Below are 19,784 nucleotides of genomic sequence, written 5' to 3'. Positions count from 1 at the left end.
GCTCCGGCAATTTGCGACAGTGTATAACCGGATTGGCTATCGACGCACGATCAGATAAACACCCACGGCGACCATGATGCCGGCCGGCCAGTGGCCCAGTGGGTTCAGCGGGCCACCAATGGCGAGCATGACGCCGCCGACCAGATGCGCGGCGCCCAGCAGGCGCAGGAACCAGTCGTCCTTGGGCTTCTTCCAGGGCGGCGACGGGTCCTTGGCGTGGGGTTGGGACATGCGCTCCAACAGGTCGCGGGTCATGTTGGCCAGATGCGGCAGTTGCTCCATCTGGCTGTGCAGGTTGCCGAGCATGGTTTTCGGGCTCATACGCTCGCGCATCCAGCGTTCGAGGAACGGCTGTGCGGTGTTCCACAGGTCGAGGTCCGGGTACAGCTGGCGGCCCAGGCCTTCGATGTTCAGCAGGGTTTTCTGCAATAGCACCAATTGTGGCTGCACTTCCATATTGAAGCGCCGCGCGGTCTGGAACAGGCGCATCAGCACCTGGCCGAAGGAAATATCTTTTAACGGTTTTTCGAAGATTGGCTCGCACACCGTGCGGATCGCCGCTTCGAACTCGTTGAGCTTGGTCTCGGCCGGCACCCAACCCGAGTCGATGTGCAATTGCGCCACACGACGGTAGTCGCGCTTGAAGAAGGCGAACAGGTTGCGCGCCAGGTAGTCCTGGTCTTCCGGAGTCAGGCTGCCGACGATGCCGCAGTCGATCGCGATGTACTGCGGGCTCCACGGGTTGACCGTGCTCACGAAGATGTTGCCCGGGTGCATGTCGGCGTGGAAGAAACTGTCGCGGAACACCTGGGTGAAGAAAATCTCCACGCCACGCTCGGCAAGCATCTTCATGTCGGTGCGCTGGTCGGCCAGGGTCGCGAGGTCGGTGACCTGCACGCCGTAGATGCGCTCCATCACCAGTACTTTCGGGCGGCACCAGTCCCAGTACACCTGGGGCACGTACAGCAACGGCGAGCCTTCGAAGTTGCGCTTGAGCTGGCTGGCGTTGGCCGCTTCGCGCAGCAGGTCGAGTTCGTCGTAGATGGTTTTTTCGTAGTCGGCGACCACGTCCACCGGGTGCAGCAGGCGTGCGTCGGCGCTGAAGCGCTCGGCAGCGCGGGCGAGGATGAACAGCCACGCCAGGTCCTGGCCGATGATCGGCTTGAGGCCGGGGCGGATCACCTTCACCACCACTTCTTCGCCGGTCTTGAGTTGCGCGGCGTGCACCTGGGCGACCGAGGCCGAGGCCAGCGGGTCGACGTCGAAACGGCTGAACACGTCGCTGATCTTCTTGCCCAGTTGCTCTTCGATGAGCTTCATCGATTGCTGGGAGTCGAACGGCGGCACGCGGTCCTGCAGCAGCATCAGCTCGTCGGCGATGTCTTCGGGCAGCAGGTCGCGGCGGGTCGAGAGGATCTGCCCGAACTTGATGAAGATCGGCCCCAGGTCCTGCAAGGCCAGGCGCAGGCGTGCGCCTCTGCTGAGTTCCAGCTGTTTGCGCGGGAACCAGCGCCATGGCAGCACATAGCGCACGGCGAGCAGGAACCACGGCAGGGGCAGGGCGAACAGCAGGTCATCGAGGCGGTAGCGGATTACGACGCGCTGGATACGAAACAAACGGCGGACGGCGAGCAGCTTCATGCGTTATCGCTTGGATCAAGGGAACGGCTCAGGCGCTCGAAGCGCGCCTCAAGGCGTTCCAGGTCGATTTTGGCCTTGTCGAGTTCACGAAAGCGCGCTTGCGCTTCCCGCTCCCCGACCAGGGTGCGCGATTCTTCGCTCAGGTATTCGGCGAGGTTCTGGTTGAGGCTGGCGAACCCTTGCTGGTACCAGCGCGAACGGCTGCGCAGGTGCCCGCTGATCAACTGGGTGGTGACGGGGCCGATCCAGCGCGACAGTTCGTATTCCCAGTCCAGTTCCAGGTCCTGCAGGATGGCGGCGAGGTCCATCAGCACCGAGCTGTCGCCTTCCAGCTCGACTTCGGCGCTGTGCAGGATGGCGGTCTTGTTGCGGCTCAGGGCCAGGTGCAACAGGCTCGATGCCGGCGCACGCAGCGTGCAGTCGGCGTCGGCGGCCCACTGGGTTGCAAGCATCAGGCCTTCATCGCTGGGCAGGATAAACAGCTGCAAGCGGGGGCTGCGGCAATCGACGGCAATGACTTTACCGTTGAGGTGCGCAAGCCGTGCCAGGGCGGTGCTGTCCAGGCGCAGCACACGGTTGAGGCCGTGTTCAACGCTGGCGAGAAGGCCTTTGATCAGCATCAGGGCTTGATGCCGCGATGCAGGGCGACGATACCCGAGGTCATGTTGTGGTAGGTCACGCGGTCGAAACCGGCCTCTACCATCATCGACTTCAGGGTTTCCTGGTCGGGGTGCATGCGGATCGATTCGGCCAGGTACCGATAGCTGTCCGGGTCATTGAGCACCAGCTTGCCCACCAGTGGCATGAAGGCGAACGAGTAGGTGTCGTAGACCTTGGACATCACTGCATTGGTCGGCTTGGAGAACTCCAGCACCAACAGGCGGCCACCCGGCTTGAGTACGCGCAGCATCGAGCGGATCGCGTCTTCCTTATGGGTCACGTTGCGCAGGCCGAAGGCGATAGTCACGCAGTCGAAATGGTTGTCCGGGAATGGCAGCTTCTCGGCATCCGCCTGGACGAACTCGATATTGCCGGCCACGCCTTTATCCAGCAGGCGATCGCGACCGACCTTGAGCATCGAACTGTTGATGTCGGCCAGCACCACCTGGCCGGTCGGGCCGACGAGCTTGGAGAACTTGGCCGCCAGATCGCCCGTGCCGCCGGCGATGTCCAGCACGCGGTTGCCGGGGCGAACGCCCGACAACTCGATGGTGAACCGCTTCCACAGGCGGTGCATGCCGCCCGACAGCACGTCGTTCATCAAGTCGTACTTGGCTGCCACGGAGTGGAACACCTCAGCGACTTTTTCCGCTTTTTGGCTTTCCGGGACGTTCTTGAAGCCGAAGTGAGTGGTGGGTTCGGCATCGCTGCCTTTGCGCTGATCAGTCATATCGCTGTCACCAAAAGAGAATGCGGGACATGATAATCCCCAAGGCCTGCTTTGTCTTGGCAAGGCTGAAGGTAAGATGGGCGGTCAGCGAGACCTTTTGCCGCATCGAAGGTATCCAAGTCCCTATAAAGAGGAGTCATTGCAATGGCCCGTATAACTGTTGAGCGTGCACATTCCCTGGGTAAAGAGGGCGCGCGGGCAAAGGCCGACAAGTTGGCGCACAAACTCAAGGAGCAATACGGCCTGGAGCCGTCGTGGTCCGGCGATACCTTGAATCTCAAGCGTTCGGGGGTTAAAGGCACGGTATTAGTCGCTGAGGATTCGCTGCGCATTGATGTGGAGCTGGGGCTGTTGATGTCGGCCATGAGTGGCACCATCAAGTCCGAAATCGAAAAGGCCCTGGATAAGGCGCTGGCGTGATCCCATTGTTCTTAGGGTGCCGATTCTAATTTTCCCGCCTACTTTGTGCCCAAGCCCTCAACTCCTGTGGGCCGTTCCTCCCCCCTATTCTGCGTGAGGTGCACCATGGCCAAAGTTATCCTGAAGAAAAAAATCGACGCCCAGACCACCACCCTGAGCGAGGTCAAGTCCTACGCCCGCAAGATTTGGTTGGCGGGTCTGGGGGCTTACGCCAAGGTCGGAAGCGAGGGCGGCGAGTACTTCAAAGAGCTGGTTAAAACTGGGCAACATGTTGAAAGCAAAGGCAAAAAAGTTGCAGTTGAACAACTTGAGGCCGCCAACAGTCAGATTGACCAAGTAAAGAGTAATGTCTCCGCAGTCAAAGGTCTGGTAGAAGTTCAGCTGGATAAAGTTGAAAAAGCTTTTGATACTCGCGTTGCCAGTGCCTTGAATCGAATCGGCATTGCGTCTAAACATGACGTTGAGACACTCTCTGCTAAGCTCGAAGAGCTGACGACATTGCTAGAACGTGTCGCGCGTAAACACTAAGGAGACATCGGGATGGCTGTTAAAAAGACTACTCAGAAAGAAGGCAGCTCGTGGGTCGGGGAAGTTGAAAAATATTCCCGTAAGATCTGGCTTGCTGGTTTAGGCGTGTACTCGAAGGTTAGCAGTGACGGCGGCAAATACTTCGAGACTTTGGTCAAGGACGGCGAGAAGGCCGAGAAGTTGACCAAAACCACGGTTGGAAAAAAAGTTGAAGCGGCCAAGGCAACTGCCGGCTCTGCCAAATCCAGCATTGCTGACACTTGGGAGAAGTTGGAACAGACTTTCGACAAGCGCCTCGCCAGTGCCGTTTCGCGACTGGGCGTGCCGAGTAAAGCTGAACTCAAAACGCTGCACAGCAAGGTCGATACCCTGACCAGGCAAATTGAAAAACTCACCGGCGCCAAAGTGGCTCCGGCGAAAACCGCAGCCGCCAAACCTGCTGCCAAGCCTGCCGCTAAAACAGCAGCGGCCAAACCGGCTGCCAAAACTGCCGCCAAGCCTCTGGTAAAAGCCGCCGCCAAGCCGGCCGCCAAACCAGCGGCCAAGGCTGCTGCGAAGCCAGCCGCCAAAACTGCTGCAGCCAAACCCGCTGCCAAGCCTGTCGCTGCGAAAGCTGCTGCCAAGCCAGCCGCTAAACCAGCGGCTAAACCCGCAGCCAAGGCTGCTGCAAAACCAGCAGCAAAACCTGCCGCCAAGCCAGCGACCAAAACCGCAGCGGCCAAGCCAGCCGCCAAGTCGGCCGCCGCGAAACCGGCTGCCAAGCCAGCGGCAAAACCAGCCGCCGCGAAGAAGCCTGCGGTAGCGAAAAAACCAGCAGCACCGAAGCCAGCTGTTGCCAAGCCTGCTACTGCGCCAACCGCCTCCACAGCCAACTCGGTGTCCGCGCCGACCCCTGCTGCTGCGACCCCGACTGCAACGCCGGTAACCCCGACGCCATCCAGTCAGTCCTGATTTTTTCCAGGAGACGAAAAATGCCCGGCCTACGAAGGTCGGGCATTTTTTTGCGCCCCCTAAGGCCGTTTCGTCAGTTGTAAGTGATGGAAACGGTGACCGCGCTGACCAGGCTGCCCTGGGTGATGGCTTCACCGGTCTTATGGTAAGCCGCCGCGAGGGGAAGTACAGCCTTGTTGCCGTTCGTCGCCACAGTTCGGCTGCGCTGCTCAGGGGTGCCATTGGCGGGGATGGTCGAAAGGGTGGGCGCGCGATGTGTCAGCCACAGCGCAGTGCCTTTTGAGCCGCCGGTATTGGCAAATAACTCGCCGTTGCCCACGGCGGGTGTTCCGGCAAATAGGAAGATCACGTTACGGATATCCGATTCGCAGTCGGCGGTAACCTCGAAGTCGAGCTGGCCGGCGGAGGGGCTCGCGTCCAGGTCGGAAATCTTGATCGTTGGCAACGTAATGTTCCGATTTTCGTCGCCCGCTGCCAGGTTGCAGGTGCCGGCGTTGACTTGTCCGGCGAAACTCAAAGTGCCGGTAGTCGCGGCGTGGGCGGTGAGGCTGACGAGTCCGCCAATCATGGTCATCAGCAGGGGAATGCTTCGAAGGTACATCGGGTTTTCCTCGGGTTTCAGTTAGTTGTAGGTAATGCTGACGGTGGCGGTACTAGCCAGAGTGCCTGGGCTGACCCTGCCGTTTTTGTGGTACGCGGCGCTGAGCGGCAAGACTGCCCGATCACCGGACACCGTCACCGTGCGCTGGTCATTGACGCTGATGGTCTGAGGCACGCCGTTGATGCGTGAGTAGAGCCACAGCCCTATGCCTTGGGCAGTGCCCGTATTGGCGAACAGTGCGGTGTTGTCTGGCGCGGGCGTCCCGGTAAAACGAAAGGTGACGCTGCCGGCATCGGTGCAATTGGCGGTGAGATCGAAGTTCTGAACGCCGGCGTACGCTGCGTCGTTCAAATCGCCGACATTGATCGGGGCAAGTGTGATCAGGCGGTTGACGTCCCCGGCGGCCAGGTCACAAGTGGCGGGAGCCCGGATGAAACGTATGGCGTTGCCGAACACCAATCGAAAACTTTCCGGGACGTTATGCCACCTGTCCTCCCAGAGGCTCCCACTGGGTATGGTCCCGTCTGCCACTGTGCCCATCCTGTAGAAAGTGACTTGCGCCGAGGTGAAGCTTTGGACTTTCCCGGGGTACATAACGGTGTGCTGACTGAAGAGCCCGAAGTTTGCCGGCCCGCCATCGGCCCATGTCATCGACACCGTGATACCGATACCGGGCACCTCAGTGCGATAGATAAGTGTGCCGGGGTACAGATCGCGTGCGTAGCGCCCGGTAATCGTCCTCAGCGTCTGCCCCCAGCAATGGGTTGTGAAGCCGGGCGATGTGCCGTTGAACGCCTGTCGCAGGATCACGCCGCCGACAGGAATGCTGTCCGGCACGCTGATTGTCGTGGCCGTATTGAGGGTCAGCGTTGCATCCGGGTACCTGTCACAGGCCGCCTGTGCAGTGATCGATGTGCCCAGGGCCAGTAGTGCCGCCAGGAGGGGGAGGTGATGTTTCATCTTCAGTCCATCGTGAAAAGTGGCTGTGTAAACACGGGATGAACGGCCGGCCGCAGTCATTGGCATGCACCTGCGTCCACCTGAAGCAAGCGGTTGGCACCCTGTTGTCCACTGACGTCGTAACGAAGCCGGCAGGAAGCGTTTCCCTCGGACCCCCACTTCACCGCCAGTACCCCCTGGGAGCGCGGTACGCGCACAAAGGCTTTGCCACCCTGGCCGACCACGCCGACGCTGTCGCCATTCTCGTCGAACACATCGGAACCGAAGGGCAGCAGGCTGCCATCCTTGCGTAATGCAGAGATCAATAAGGCTTGGCCGCTGACGGTGTCGAAGTGCAGTTTCACCACCGAGCCTGCACGGGGGGCGACGTTTTGCGCGGCGCTCTTGAGTTCCACATCTACAGACAGATCCTTGGGGTCCAACTCGACCACGTTCTGGCGATAAGGTGTGAGGTACGGCACCACGGCATACCCGCCCTTGCCGACCTGGGCGCCGTGATTGCCATTGATCCGCGCACCTTGTGCGCCTGGGGCCTGGACAATGCCAATGGTTTCGCCCAGTTCCGGTGCGAAAATCACACCACCTGCGTGAGCGACGATGCCGCCGGTCATGCCCAGGGACGTTGCGCGGTAGGCGTTGCTCTGGCCGAACCCTGCCGACAGCACGCCGTGGCTGGTCTGGTATTTCATGTCGGCAGAGACCGAGTTACTGCGGCCCTGCGTACGGCTACCCCCCACTCCGTAGCTGAATTGGCCGCGCTCGCCCAGGGTGCCGCCGAGGTTCATCCGTTCACCGCTGCTTTGATCGCCGCGATAGACAGTGGTGGTCAGGGTGGGGGAGCGAGCGTCGCTGCCTAAGGGCAGGCTCAGGGTCAGTTCCACTTGCTTGTCGACCCGCTCGCTCAGCAGATCCTTGGTGCGCTGGGCGCTGAGGGTGTAGCGCAGGCCCTTCCAGTTGCCGCTGTAACCGGTGGTAAAGGTCAGGTTGCCGCTGGTGCGGTTCCAGTAGTTTTGCGAGGATCCGGTCAGGTAGACCGTGCCGTTGCTCAAGCTTTGATTGAGGCTGATGTCCATCCTGTCGCGCAGACGCGATACGTTATCCAAGTTGTGCCCGCCGATGGCGAGGTCGCGCACCCGTGCGGCGTCGGCGATGCTCAGAAAGCCTTGCGTGGAGTATCGGTAGGCGCCGAGGGCGAAGTGGGTGCCGGTGTCGGTGAAGTTCTTGCTGTAGCGCAGCTGCACGCTTTGCCCCTGGCGTGAACCGTGGCCCGGTAATGTTGCATCTGAGTGGGTCAGGTCAAGGGAGAGCGCTCCATACGGGGTATTGAATGCCGCGCCCAGCAATTGCGACAAGTAGTCGTCACCCGCCACCGTCCCGGTGTAGCCGGTCACCAGGTTACTGAGGCCGTGCTGGTAAGTGGCTTGTACCAGCCTTGGGGGATGGCGCAGGCCGATTTCATCCATCCTGCCGACGCTAAGGGAATAGCGGCTGTGGCCAGTGCGCAGCAGATTGGCGTTGGCGGCGAATGGCACTATGAATTCGCGTCGACGGCCATCTGCCTCGGTCACCGTGACGGTCAAGTCGCCGCCATAACCGGTAGGAAACAAATCGTTGAGCACGAACGGGCCAGGAGCGACCGACACTTCATCCAACAACACGCCCCGTTGGCGCACGGTGACCCGTGCATTGGTCTCGGCGATGCCGCGCACGACCGGGGCGAACCCGGTCTGAGAGTCCGGCAGCATCCGATCATCGCTGAACAGGCTGGCACCACGCAGGCGCACGCTGTCGAACAGTTCGCCTGGGGTATAGATTTCGCCGAGCATCATCTGTGATCGCAGCGGGCTCAACTCGCGCTGCACATAGGTGCTGCTGCGCTGATAGCCCGAGGAGGTATCGGTCTGGCTGAAGCTGCCGCTGTGGCGCCAGTGCCAGTCTCCCAGATTGAGCCCCGTATTCAGGCCCAGGTAATGAGAGTCGACGGAGCGGCCATTTGTGCGGGTCTCAAAGGTGTTGGCGTTGTAGCGCACGAAAGCCGCATCGACCCCGCCGTCCCAGTGCCTGGGGTCGACATAACCGCGCGCTTTACGTGCCAGGTAGATCTGAGGAACCTGCAGGGTCAGGCGGTTTTCGCCCGGGTCGAATTGACCGGTGCTTCCCGGCAGGTAGGTTGAGATGTCTTCGCAGGGTGCAAACGCGGGAGTGGGCGTTTGTCTGGCTTCGCTGGGTTGAGCTTGTGCCGCGTCCAAGTCGATGCCAAACCTGAGCACGACATCTCGCTCCAGGCACATCTGTGCGGAATCTCGGCCCTTTACCGCGACAAACGTGAGGCTTTCGCGCCCAATCCATTGGCCATTGAGATAAACGTCGGTGCGGTAGCTGCCGGGCAGCACGACGTTACCCTGGCTGAATTTGCCTATGTCGACTTGTTGGCCGCCAACCCCATCCGGGAAGAAGGCCGGGTTGAACCTGACATTCTCGGCACCGTGGGCGCCCACAGCATAGGCGCTGCTCATCAGTAAAAGGCAGCGCGTCGCAAGCATCAATTGATGACGCGCAAAAGGCCAGTTTCTTAAACTGGCGCGGGTGTTAAAACTCATGTGTACCACTTCCAAAAAATAGGGGCTGTCCGAATTTGGGCAATGGGAAGCCCTTCCCTGAAAACCGGGCATCAAACCAACGTGTGCAGTGAGGTCAGTAGCGGGGAGAGGCGGGCCAATACGGCGCTAGGCAGCTCTCGGGGTCATGTCGAGACCCGGGCACTGTGGGTATTGCGCACTCCGTAGTCGTCGAGTGTCTGGAACTCCACGGTGGCGGCGCTGCCTGGCGGGGTGTTGAGGCTGGGCAGTTCAAAGCGCGTGCGATCACCCGGCGCCACCATGTTTCCAGCACCTGAAGACGCAGCCTTGCGTGGATGGCGCTGCCGGGACTCCAGCAACTCGACCTGTTCGAAGGTTACGTAGTAAGGCGTGGGGTTATAGACCTCCAGTACCTGGCCTTGCGCGGTCGATTCACGCCGCCATTGCAGTTTTCCCGGTGCCGCGTCGACCCCGGAAGGAAGGTTCGACGGTCGGAAAAACAGCTTGATCCGCGAGCGGAAGGCCAGTTGCAACTGATTGGCCTCCTGGGAGTGCGCGGGCACCTCCAACAGGTTGAGCCAGAACAGACTTTCCTGTTCCGTGGGCAAGGTGTCGCCCGTGTACGCCAGGCGTACGACCTGCTGCTTGCCTGGATCCATGCGAAAGATCGGCGGCGTGGCGATAAACGGCACCGTGGCCCTATCCGGGGTCGAGTGTTCGTCACCGCTGTCCAGCCAGACTTGGACCAGCACGGGTGCCTGGTTCTTGCTTTCGAGCCTGACCGTCACCTCCTTGTCGCGCTGCGGGTAGATGATCCGAGTGGTGCCAATGACCACACTGGCGTGCCCGACGGCGGCACCGGAAAGCGCAAGTGTCAATGCAATGAGACGGGCCACCCAGTGTGAAGTGAAAATGGCATTCATGGTTTCGATCGCCTGGCGTCTGGTGGTGTGACGCTTGCCGAGTGGCGCACGCGGGCACCGAAGTCGCTGACGGCGGTGAATTCGACGTTCAGCGCGCCGGTGGGGTATTCGCGCAACAATGGCAGTGCAAACAGCTTCACGTCGCCGCACGGCATCATCAGGCTGTCGTTGGCCTCTTTGTTTGGTGCTTTAGTGAATCGTTTTCCTTCGCTCAGCAAATCCACCGAACTCAGGGAAACATGATATGGCGTGGGGTTGGTGGCTTGCAGGGCGTAGCCATGCTCATGGGCGACCAGTTTCCATTGCAGCTTTGACGCAGCGCTGGCTACGGAGTAGGGCAATGCCTGCGGTCGCAGGAACACACGCAAGCGGGTCCGAAATGCCAGTTCGATCTGGTTGCCTTGTTCGGTACCGGCGGTAAGCGGTGGTACTTCCAGCACATTCAGCCAGTAGAGGCTTTCGCGATCGGGGGCTGCGGCCGCTCCGGTATAGCGCAGCCGCAGCGCCTGCTGCTGGTGGGGCTCAACGCGGAAAATCGGTGGCGAAAGGGTAAACGGCGTGCGTACCGTCGCCGGCGTCGAGCGGATATCGCCCGTGTCCAGCCAGGCTTGTACCAGCGCTGGACGGTCACCTTTGTTCTCCAGGCGTACCACCACTTCCTGCTGGTCAGCGGGATAGATCACGCGGGTGCCATGCATAATGACCCCGGCCCGGGCGGGAACTGCTTGCAGCAGTAACCCCGCAACACCACAGGTGTAAAGCACGAGGCAGGCCAGCTTTTTCATGCTCAAAGCTCTCTTCGAATCAAGCGGGTGGGCCTGCCTGGCGGCGGCAGGCCCGTTGCGTGCAAGGCCCGCCAGAGCGGGCCCGCTTTTCTATCAATCGGCGTACACGACCATGAAGCCGACGCGGGTCCTGACTGTACCTTCAGTCGCGACACCACTGGCGTACATCTGTGCGGCCAATGGGATGACAGCCTGGTTGTCGGCGATGACCACACCTTCGGATTTTTCCGTGTAAACGTTGATCGGAGTGCCATTACGGTTAGTCACCTCAACCTGTACGTTCTTGGCGTTGGTGGTGTCGGATGGGTCATCGTAGCCGTCGATGTTCAAGCGCCCGGTCGCCACATCAATCGCCGGGCTGGTAGGGTCGAAAGCAACCATTGCGGTGCGTCCGTTGGTGCAGCCACCTTCGCCAGGTGCGCCAATGCGGATGGTGAAGCCGGTCAGGTTGGCGCGATCACCCGGTTTCTGCAGGCGTGCGGCGGACACGCCACCAAGGTTGACGTCTTTGACCACGGCGCCGGTGCCTGGCGCTGCGCCTTCAATGGTGCAGGTCGTATCGCTCACCAACCCGGTGAAGTTGATGGTTCCGTCGTTGGCAGCCTGTGCCGGCTGCGAAACCGCTGCGGCTAAGGCGAGTACTACGGCGAGGGTGGAGAAAACGTGGACTTTCATAGTGTTCCCAATCGTGAGTTATCTGAGTAACCCGCCACACATTGAAGTGTTGCATCGGTAATTTGTTTCGTTTTTTTACCGAATGGCAGGTGGCAGTAATTTGGCTGGGAACGTTATTTTTGCCTATCGACAGGTCACGAGATTTATCTCGTAAATATTCGAAGTCTAAAATTTTAATTAAAACAATTGTATGGGGTAGTGTCTGTAGGGTTTCAATGTAAGACATGTATGTAGGAATAACTTGTCAGGAGCATGTTGGCTGTTTTTGATGGATTGATTCACGAAAAAGGCTGCGCTATACACTGTTCGTGCAGCGAGCATATGTGTACTAATTTGTACTTACTTGAGCGAACTTCCGGGTGTCTGAAATGCACACCATCATGTTGCTGGATAACCATGAAATGGTTCGGCAGGGAATTGAACTGGGCCTGCGCAAAGAGCCCGACCTGGAGGTCATCGGCTCCTTCGGTACATCCAGGGAGTTGCTTGATGCGCTCGGCCAACAACCTGCGGATGTGGTGGTGATGGACTTTACACTGGGGCCGTCAGACATCGATGGCCTCGGCCTGATCCAGATGCTGAGCAGGCGTTTCAAACGTTGCAAGGTGCTCGTTGTGTCATCCCGCTGCACGCGTGCAACGGTGATACTGGCGTTGAAGGCCGGAAGCTTTGGAGTGCTGGGCAAGACCGAACACCTCACGGAATTGATCGTGGCTATTCGGACTGTCGCCCAGGGGCGGATTTACCTGCAGCGTTGCATGTTGTCGGTGCTGCAGGAGGGAGAGTCTGTTCTGGCACGGGAGAATATCAAGTCGACACTTGAACATTCACTGCCGGTACGATTGAGCGGCGCCTTGACCCCCAAGGAACAGGAAGTCCTGCGTTGTTTTCTGGACGGAATGTCCGTGAATTCAATTGCGGCAAAGTTTTCGCGTAGCGCGAGTACTATCAGTACACAAAAACAGTCGGCGTATCGGAAGTTGGGTATCAGGACCGACAGTGAGCTTTTTATGTTTACCAAGCAGTTTGGTCGTCCTGATTAGCGCCGCGTGGTTTGAATGTTTGACTTGCGCGAGTATTTAAATCGGCCTGTCCAGATAACGCAGGGCCAATTGCTCAGTTGTCTGGCGTGCCGGCGATAGCAGATGGGGCGCCACCAGCATCATGATCTGGTAAACCACCACCTGTACTTCGCCTTCACGATCGAGAATCCGTTGGTAATCCAGGGAGAACAGCAAGGTCATGGTGATCTGCTCCACCAGTTGCCCAAGGGCCTGGGTGCTACTGACCAGTTGTCCTGCCGTCTTCAACCGCGCCAGCAATGACGCCAGAGTCCGTTTCAGCGCCGTCAGCAGGTTGCGAATGCCCTTGGCCAGCTTCGGCAGGCGCCCTGCCAGATTCGACAGGTCCTGAAACAGAAACCGATAATGCGCCATGCGCTCGACAATCAAGTGCAAGAACAGCCAGTAATCCTCGGCTTCCAATTGCGCGTCTGGCGGTGGGTCCAGCAGGGGTGCCAGCTCATTCTGGAAACGCTCGAACAGCCCGAGGACCAGCGGCTCCTTGCCATGGAAGTGGTAGTAGAGGTTGCCGGGGCTGATCCCCATTTCATTGGCCACCTCCATGGTCGACACGTTGGGTTCGCCCTTCTGGTTGAACAGTTGCAGGGCGCATTCAAGGATACGGTCGCGGGTCTTCATCCAGTCTTCTTAAGGTGATCGTTGAGCTCAGCGCACGCGCACGTAAGTGCCCGGTGCCGCTTCCATCGGTGGGTAATTCTGGTTGCCCAGGGCGGTGAGGGTTTCGCGTTGTACGCCGGAACGCTGTTGGATCCACTCCAGCCAACGCGACCACCAGCTGCCTTCGACGTGGTTGGCGTCGTAATACCAGGCGCGTGGGTCGCTGCTCAGCTTGAGGTTCTCGACGTAGTTGGCCTTGGGGTTGCCCGGCGGGTTGAGAATGCTCTGGATATGCCCGCTGTTGGACAGCACGAAGCGCCGCTCGCCGCCCAGCAACTGAGTGGAGCGATACACCGCATCCCACGGCGTGATGTGGTCGTTGATGCCGGCCACGCTGAAACTGTCCACCGTGACCTTCTGCAAATCGATGGGCGTGCCACACACTTCCAGACCGCCGGGATGGCTCAGTGGGTTGTGCTTGAAGAAGTCCAGCAGGTCGCCGTGCAAGGCGGCGGGCAGGCGCGTGTTGTCGTTGTTCCAGTACAGGATGTCGAAGGCCGGTGGTTCCTTGCCCAGCAGGTAATTGTTGATCCAGTAGTTCCAGATCAGGTCATTGGGGCGCATCCAGGCAAACACCTTGGCCATGTCGCGGCCGTCGAGCACGCCTTGCTGGTAGGAGCGACGCTTGGCGGCTTCCAGGGTCTGCTCGTCGGCGAACAGGGTGGCGGGGCTGTCGATCTGGCTGTCCAGCAGGCTCACCAGGTAACTTGCGCTGGAGATGCGGCGCAGCTGGCGCTTGGCCTGTAGGTGGCCTTGCAGCGCGGCGATGGTCAGGCCGCCGGCGCAGGCGCCCATCAGGTTGACCTCGCGGGCGCCGCTGATCGCGCGACAGACGTTGAGTGCTTCCTCCAGCGCGGCTACATAGGTGGAAAGGCCCCATTCGCGATGCCGCACATCCGGATTGCGCCAGCTGACCATGAAGGTCTGCAGGCCGTTTTTCAGGGCGTACTGCACAAAGCTGTTGGCCGGGCTCAGGTCGAAAATGTAGAACTTGTTGATTTGCGGCGGCACGACCAGCAGCGGCTTGGCGTACTGTTTTTCGCTCATGGGCTTGTACTGGATCAGCTCCAGCAGCTCATTGCGAAACACCACCGAACCGGGGGTGGTGGCGACCGTCTTGCCCACTTCGAAGGCGTGCTTGCTCACCTGGCGCGGCAGGCCATTGTTGTGCAGCAGGTCTTCGACCAGGTTGGTCACCCCACGCACCACGCTGTTGCCGCCGGAGTTGAGCAGCTCCTTGATCGCCAACGGATTGAGCAGGGTGTTGGAGGGCGAGACCGCATCGTTGAGCAATGAGAAGGCAAAGTGCGCACGGGCCCGGTCATCGTCGCTGAGGGTGCTGTCATCGATCCAGTGACGGGTCTGCTTCTGCCAGCTCAGATAGGCCTGCAGGCTGCGGCGGTACAGGGGGTTTAGCTTCCAGGTGGGGTCGTTGAAGCGGCTGTCGTTGGGGTTGGGTTCGTGCACGGTTTCACCGAGCAGTACGCGGCCCAGTTGCCCGCTCAGCGCCCAGGCATGCCGAACGGTATGCACCGGGTTGCGCAGGCCATGGGCAGCCACGCTGCGCAGCGTCGACAGCAAATCCCGGCCGCGCAGGCCGGTGATCGCATTTTGCGCGTTGATGAACGCGGCGGGGGTGGGCGCCGGGTTCGTCACGGGTCTTTCTCGCATGAGCCAACACTCCTTCGTCAAGCCATCAAACAGGCACGCCAATTCAGAACCATAGTCGGTTCCTGGCAAGTTGCGCGGCGGTGTGGTCCTTACACAGCCGGTCGCGGATGAATCACCGCGCGCATGCGCTCCTCTTCAAGAAACTTCATGATGATCGGCGCCACGGCTTCGGCCCGGGTGATCAGGAACAGGTGGCCGTCATCGATGATGTGCAACTGTGCATTGGGAATGCGCCAGGCGAGCATGCGCATGTTGATCAGCGGGATCAGCGGGTCATCGTCCCCCGCCAGCACCAGGGTGGGCTGGCGGATCTTGTGCAGCCAGTGGATGCTGGTCCAGCCCAACCCGGCGAACAGTTGCCAGTAGTAGCCGAGCTTGCCGGCCGAGCGCACTTTGCTGGCGTGTTCGGCGGCCAGTTTCGAATCGCGGCGGAACGAACCGCCGTAGATCATCGGCGCGATGCGCACCACGTGGGACGGCTGGATGTAGCGGCGCGGGCTGGCCATCAGCCACAGCACTTTTGGCTTGCCCGGCACCATCACTGCACCCGCCGCCGTGGCTGCGAGGATCAACTTTTTGCACCGCTCCGGGTAGTCATAGGCAAACTGCTGCGCCAGCGCGCCGCCCCAGGACACGCCAACCGCATTCACCTGGCCATAGTCCAGGTAATCGAGCATACGCGCGGTGAGTTTGGCCAAACCGGGAAAGCGGTACGGTCGATTGGGTGTCGACGAACCGCCCACGCCGGGCACATCGAAGGCGATCACTTCCAGGTCCGGGTCCAGCGCCTGGACGAACGGAAACACCAACTCAAGGTTGGCGCCGATGCCATTGAAGATCAGCAGCGGCGTCAAGTGAGGCTTGCCCGGGCGTACCGCCGTGCGGATGGTCTGGCCATCCAGGTCGATGGTACGAAAGATGAACGGTTGCGGCATGGGAAAGCCCTGTCAGGTGGTGCGTAAGTCTTATGGGCGATGCGATCCATGTGGGAGCTGGCTTGCCTGCGATGGCATTCTTTCCGCCAGCCCATCAACAACTGACCCGCCGCTATCGCAGGCAAGCCAGCTCCCACAGTGACTGCATTTCAACCAAACATCTGCTTATCGTTCATGTACATAAGTGCCCGGCGCAGCTTCCGCTGCTGCGTAGGTCTTATTGCCTAAGCTCGTCGGTGCTTTCTTCAATTTACCCGCTCGCTCTGCCTGCCACGCCTGCCAATGCAGCCACCACGAATCCGTATGCTTGGTCGCATTCTCCTGCCACTCAAGCGGCTTGCCCGCCAGGCCATCGCTGGTCTGGTAGCGCGCCTTGGGGTTGCCCGGCGGGTTGAGGATGCTCTGGATATGCCCGCTGCTCGACAGCACGAACTCGACCTTGCCACCAAACAGCTGCGCGGACTTGTAGCAGGATTGCCACGGCGTAATGTGATCGTTGGTGCCCGCCAATGAATAGATATCGGCAGTGACCTGCTTCAGGTCGATGGGCGTGCCGCACACTTCCAGTGCGTTGGCGCGCACCAGTGGGTTGTTCTTGAACAGTTCGATCAGATCGCCGTGGAACGCCGCCGGCAAGCGCGTGGTGTCATTGTTCCAGAACAGGATGTCGAACACCGGCGGCTCGTTGCCCAGCAGGTAGTTGTTCACCCAGTAGTTCCAGATCAGGTCATTGGGGCGCATCCAGGCGAACACCTTGGCCATGTCGCGGCCTTCGAGCACGCCGGCCTGGTAGGAATGGCGCTTGGCCGCCTCCAGGGTCTGCTCGTCGACGAACAGCGCCACCTGGGTGTCCAGCGTGGTGTCCAGCACGCTCACCAGCAGGGTCAGGGCGTTGACCTTCTTCTCCCCCAGCGCCGCGTAGTGGCCCAAGAGGGCGGTGCAGGTGATGCCGCCGGAGCAGGCGCCGAGCATATTCGCGTCTTTGCTGCCGGTGATCGCGGTGACCACATCGACGGCTTCTTTCAGCGCTTCGATATAGGTCGACAGGCCCCACTCGCGCTGCGCCTTGGTCGGGTTGCGCCAGCTGACGATGAACGTCTGCTGGCCGTTGCGCAGGCAAAAGCGCGCCAGGCTCTTCTCCGGGCTCAGGTCGAATACATAGAATTTGTTGATCTGCGGCGGCACCACCAGCAGCGGGCGTTCGTGCACCTGTTCGGTGATCGGCTTGTACTGGATCAACTCCAGCACGTCATTGCGAAACACCACCGCGCCTTCGGTGGTGCCCAGGGTCTTGCCCACTTCAAAGGCGCCCATGTTGACCTGGCTGGGCATGCCGCCGTTGTGCACCATGTCCTTGGCCAGGTGGGACAGGCCGTCGAGCAGGCTCTTGCCGCCGGTTTCAAAGAAACGCTTGACCGCCGCCGGGTTGGCCGCGCTGTTGGTGGGGGCCATGGCTTCGGTCATCAGGTTGATCACGAAGTGGCCACGGCTGATGTCCTGTTCCGACAGGTTGCTGTCGCCGATCCAGTCGTGCAGTTCCTTGCGCCACGCCAGGTAGGTTTGCAGGTAGCGCTTGTAGAGTGGGTTCTGGCTCCAGGCCGGGTCGGTGAAACGACGGTCATCGCTTTCCGGCACCAGCGCGGATTTGCCAAACATCACATTCTTCAGCTCGACGCCAAAATGGGCGACGTGCTTGACGCTGTGCAACGGTTGCTTGATGGCTTGGGTCAGCACCATCTTCGCCGAGGCGAGTAAATCCTTTTTACGTAACGCGATGATCGGGTTGAGCCCCAGAGTGTTTTCCGAGGCCTGGCGTTTCAAGTCATCGTTGTTCTTGTTACTCATCTACGACGCTCCATTGTCCGAAAGACGAGTACCGGGGACCGCTGCGCACCCAGTTTCGATACACAACACAAGCCTGGTACTGCGACTCGGGTGACCGTTGATACCACATCGTCAAATGCAGGGAACTTGCCAGTTCCATTGGTTACCCGAGTTTAATTTTTTTCGCAAGCGGGCCAATCGTTGGCCACGCGACAGGGCATTCAAGCAGATGAAATTAGAAAATGCGCTCTAAAGAGCAAGACGCCTGAGCTAGAGCATCAGCCGTACGACCGACTCGCTCGGGTCGCGTGTTTTGCCAGCGGCTTTGAGTTCGGCAAGATAGTCGGCCCACAGCGCGTCCTGACGCACGGCCAACTGATAGAGGTAGTCCCAGGTGAACAGTCCACTGTCATGCCCGTCGTCGAAGGTCAATTTCAGTGCGTACTGGCCGGCCGGTTCGATCTTGATCAGCTTCACGTTGAGCTTGCCGAATTGCAGGATCGGCTTACCGTGGCCCTGGACCTCGGCGGAAGGCGAGTGGGTGCGCAATAGTTCGGCAGGAAGTTGGTACACCTCGTCGGGCCCGTAGGTGAGGCCGAGGGTGTTGGAGGTTTTGTGCAGGTTTACAGCAGTGGGAAACTTCGACATTGGCAATAATCCTGATGGAACCGGCCTCAAAATGTGGGAGGGGGCTTGCCCCCGATGGCAGTGTGTCAGTCAGCATATATCTGTCTGATAGACCGCTATCGGGGGCAAGCCCCCTCCCACATTGAAGCGAAGCGATTCTGTGTGAGGCTTACAGAATATAGCGCGACAAGTCTTCGTTTTGCGCCAATTCGCCCAAGTGGCTGTTGACGTAAGCCGTGTCGATCTTGATCACTTCGCCATTCTGCGCACCGGCCAGGTCGCCGGCACTGAAGGATACTTCCTCGAGCAAGCGCTCCAGCAAGGTGTGCAGGCGACGGGCACCGATGTTCTCGGTCTTCTCGTTGACCTGCCAGGCGATCTCCGCCAGGCGCTTGATGCCGTCTGGCTGGAACTCGATGCCCAAGCCTTCGGTTTTCAGCAGTTCACGGTACTGCTCGGTGAGCGAGGCGTGCGGCTCGCTGAGGATGCGTTCGAAGTCGCCCGGGGTCAGCGCCTTCAACTCCACGCGAATCGGCAGGCGGCCTTGCAGCTCCGGCACCAGGTCGCTTGGCTTGCTCAGGTGGAACGCACCGGAGGCGATAAACAGGATGTGGTCGGTCTTGACCATGCCCAGCTTGGTGTTCACGGTGCAACCTTCGATCAGCGGCAGCAGGTCGCGCTGTACGCCTTCACGGGACACATCGACGCCGCCGGAGTTACCGCGCTTGGCCACCTTGTCGATCTCGTCGATAAACACGATGCCATGCTGCTCGACCGCCTCCAGGGCCTTGGCCTTGAGTTCTTCCTCATTCACCAGGCGCCCGGCTTCTTCGTCGCGCACCAGTTTCAGCGCTTCCTTCACCTTGAGCTTGCGGCTTTTCTTCTTGCCCTTGCCCATGTTGGCGAACAGGTTCTGCAACTGGCTGGTCATCTCTTCCATGCCAGGCGGGGCAGAGATGTCGACGCCGGACACTTCGGCGACTTCGATCTCGATTTCCTTGTCGTCCAGCTGGCCTTCACGCAGGCGCTTGCGGAACAGCTGGCGGGTGTTGGAGTCCGAGGCCGGTGCGGCTTCTTCGTTGAAGCCCATGCGTGCCGGTGGCAGCAAGGCGTCGAGGATGCGTTCTTCGGCGGCGTCTTCGGCGCGATGGCTGACCTTGGTCATTTCCTGTTCGCGCAGCATTTTCAGAGCTGCGTCTGCCAGGTCACGAATGATCGACTCGACGTCACGGCCCACATAGCCTACTTCGGTGAACTTGGTGGCTTCTACCTTGATGAACGGCGCGTTGGCCAGTTTGGCCAGGCGACGGGCGATCTCGGTTTTGCCGACGCCGGTCGGGCCGATCATCAGGATGTTCTTTGGCGTTACTTCAACGCGCAGTTCTTCGGGCAGTTGCATCCGGCGCCAGCGGTTACGCAGCGCGATGGCTACGGCGCGCTTGGCATCGTCCTGGCCGATGATATGGCGGTTGAGTTCATGGACGATTTCGCGGGGAGTCATGGACATAATGTTTGGCGGCCTCAAGCGGGAATAA

The 19,784-nt window shown here is 60.1% G+C and carries 19 protein-coding genes; 4 read left to right on the top strand and 15 right to left on the bottom strand.

Annotated elements, in window-relative coordinates; all coding sequences use genetic code 11:
• Positions 1–36 precede the first annotated feature (36 nt).
• The 3 genes from ubiB to ubiE are packed head-to-tail and all read right to left on the bottom strand — an operon-like array spanning position 37 to position 3,031.
• Positions 37–1,641 (bottom strand): ubiquinone biosynthesis regulatory protein kinase UbiB, encoded by a 1,605-nt coding sequence (gene ubiB / locus BM110_RS12470; RefSeq protein ID WP_071492388.1) that lies wholly within the window; start codon positions 1,639–1,641, stop codon positions 37–39.
• Positions 1,638–2,261 carry a ubiquinone biosynthesis accessory factor UbiJ gene (locus BM110_RS12465; RefSeq protein ID WP_093513486.1) on the bottom strand — a complete coding sequence of 208 codons (624 nt, stop codon included), beginning with the start codon at positions 2,259–2,261 and terminating at the stop codon, positions 1,638–1,640. Before BM110_RS12465 ends, ubiB begins: the two co-directional genes overlap by 4 nt.
• Entirely contained in the window at positions 2,261–3,031 is a 771-nt protein-coding gene (ubiE, locus tag BM110_RS12460; RefSeq protein WP_016972732.1) for a bifunctional demethylmenaquinone methyltransferase/2-methoxy-6-polyprenyl-1,4-benzoquinol methylase UbiE, read from the bottom strand. Before ubiE ends, BM110_RS12465 begins: the two co-directional genes overlap by 1 nt.
• A gap of 144 nt (positions 3,032–3,175) precedes the next feature.
• On the opposite strand from ubiE, the gene BM110_RS12455 reads away from it, so the two are divergent.
• The 3 genes from BM110_RS12455 to BM110_RS12445 all read left to right on the top strand — a co-directional run bounded on the left by BM110_RS12455 (position 3,176) and on the right by BM110_RS12445 (position 4,930).
• Complete coding sequence (locus BM110_RS12455) at positions 3,176–3,451, top strand: polyhydroxyalkanoic acid system family protein (RefSeq protein WP_071492386.1); 276 nt, start codon at positions 3,176–3,178, stop codon at positions 3,449–3,451.
• A 105-nt stretch (positions 3,452–3,556) separates the two neighbouring features.
• Positions 3,557–3,979 carry a phasin family protein gene (locus BM110_RS12450; RefSeq protein WP_028615406.1) on the top strand — a complete coding sequence of 141 codons (423 nt, stop codon included), beginning with the start codon at positions 3,557–3,559 and terminating at the stop codon, positions 3,977–3,979.
• A gap of 12 nt (positions 3,980–3,991) precedes the next feature.
• Positions 3,992–4,930, top strand: a complete 939-nt coding sequence (locus tag BM110_RS12445; RefSeq protein WP_093513485.1) for a phasin family protein — start codon at positions 3,992–3,994, stop codon at positions 4,928–4,930.
• Positions 4,931–5,003: 73 nt separating this feature from the next.
• On the opposite strand, the gene BM110_RS12440 is transcribed toward BM110_RS12445, so the two are convergent.
• From BM110_RS12440 to BM110_RS12415, 6 genes are all read right to left on the bottom strand, one after another.
• Positions 5,004–5,531, bottom strand: coding sequence for a fimbrial protein (locus BM110_RS12440; protein ID WP_093513484.1), 528 nt, complete (start codon positions 5,529–5,531; stop codon positions 5,004–5,006).
• A 21-nt stretch (positions 5,532–5,552) separates the two neighbouring features.
• Complete coding sequence (locus tag BM110_RS12435) at positions 5,553–6,491, bottom strand: fimbrial protein (protein WP_092246369.1); 939 nt, start codon at positions 6,489–6,491, stop codon at positions 5,553–5,555.
• 56 nt (positions 6,492–6,547) lie between these two features.
• Complete coding sequence (locus tag BM110_RS12430) at positions 6,548–9,091, bottom strand: fimbria/pilus outer membrane usher protein (RefSeq protein ID WP_093513483.1); 2,544 nt, start codon at positions 9,089–9,091, stop codon at positions 6,548–6,550.
• A 143-nt stretch (positions 9,092–9,234) separates the two neighbouring features.
• Positions 9,235–9,993, bottom strand: coding sequence for a fimbrial biogenesis chaperone (locus tag BM110_RS12425; RefSeq protein ID WP_093513482.1), 759 nt, complete (start codon positions 9,991–9,993; stop codon positions 9,235–9,237).
• A complete protein-coding gene (locus BM110_RS12420) occupies positions 9,990–10,778 on the bottom strand; it encodes a fimbrial biogenesis chaperone (RefSeq protein ID WP_092246379.1) in 789 nt (262 codons plus the stop codon). The genes BM110_RS12425 and BM110_RS12420 overlap by 4 nt, the downstream gene beginning before the upstream one ends.
• Positions 10,779–10,871: 93 nt before the next feature.
• Positions 10,872–11,453, bottom strand: coding sequence for a fimbrial protein (locus tag BM110_RS12415; protein WP_093513481.1), 582 nt, complete (start codon positions 11,451–11,453; stop codon positions 10,872–10,874).
• 368 nt (positions 11,454–11,821) lie between these two features.
• Between BM110_RS12415 and BM110_RS12410 the strand changes: the two genes are divergently transcribed.
• Positions 11,822–12,496 carry a response regulator transcription factor gene (locus tag BM110_RS12410; RefSeq protein ID WP_256575397.1) on the top strand — a complete coding sequence of 225 codons (675 nt, stop codon included), beginning with the start codon at positions 11,822–11,824 and terminating at the stop codon, positions 12,494–12,496.
• 36 nt (positions 12,497–12,532) lie between these two features.
• Here BM110_RS12410 and BM110_RS12405 read toward each other — a convergent pair whose 3' ends face one another.
• The 6 genes from BM110_RS12405 to hslU all read right to left on the bottom strand — a co-directional run bounded on the left by BM110_RS12405 (position 12,533) and on the right by hslU (position 19,756).
• Positions 12,533–13,153: a TetR/AcrR family transcriptional regulator gene (locus BM110_RS12405; protein WP_071492378.1), complete on the bottom strand. Its 621-nt coding sequence runs from the start codon at positions 13,151–13,153 to the stop codon at positions 12,533–12,535.
• Positions 13,154–13,180: 27 nt separating this feature from the next.
• On the bottom strand, positions 13,181–14,863 hold the full coding sequence (gene phaC / locus BM110_RS12400) for a class II poly(R)-hydroxyalkanoic acid synthase (protein WP_093513480.1): 1,683 nt from the start codon (positions 14,861–14,863) through the stop codon (positions 13,181–13,183).
• An 89-nt stretch (positions 14,864–14,952) separates the two neighbouring features.
• A complete protein-coding gene (gene phaZ / locus BM110_RS12395; RefSeq protein WP_016979176.1) occupies positions 14,953–15,798 on the bottom strand; it encodes a poly(3-hydroxyalkanoate) depolymerase in 846 nt (281 codons plus the stop codon).
• A 165-nt stretch (positions 15,799–15,963) separates the two neighbouring features.
• Entirely contained in the window at positions 15,964–17,643 is a 1,680-nt protein-coding gene (phaC, locus tag BM110_RS12390) for a class II poly(R)-hydroxyalkanoic acid synthase (protein WP_093513479.1), read from the bottom strand.
• 249 nt (positions 17,644–17,892) lie between these two features.
• The gene (locus tag BM110_RS12385; protein WP_071492374.1) at positions 17,893–18,270 is read right to left on the bottom strand and encodes a gamma-butyrobetaine hydroxylase family protein; all 378 of its coding nucleotides are present in this window, start codon (positions 18,268–18,270) and stop codon (positions 17,893–17,895) included.
• 148 nt (positions 18,271–18,418) lie between these two features.
• The gene (gene hslU, locus BM110_RS12380; protein WP_092246392.1) at positions 18,419–19,756 is read right to left on the bottom strand and encodes an ATP-dependent protease ATPase subunit HslU; all 1,338 of its coding nucleotides are present in this window, start codon (positions 19,754–19,756) and stop codon (positions 18,419–18,421) included.
• Positions 19,757–19,784: the final 28 nt, after the last annotated feature.

The sequence above is a fragment of the Pseudomonas sp. NFPP28 genome (assembly GCF_900115535.1).
GTDB classification, from domain to species: Bacteria; Pseudomonadota; Gammaproteobacteria; order Pseudomonadales; family Pseudomonadaceae; genus Aquipseudomonas; species Aquipseudomonas extremorientalis.
The sequence above is the reverse complement of the archived record's forward strand: the minus strand, read 5'-3'. Positions and strand labels throughout refer to the sequence as shown.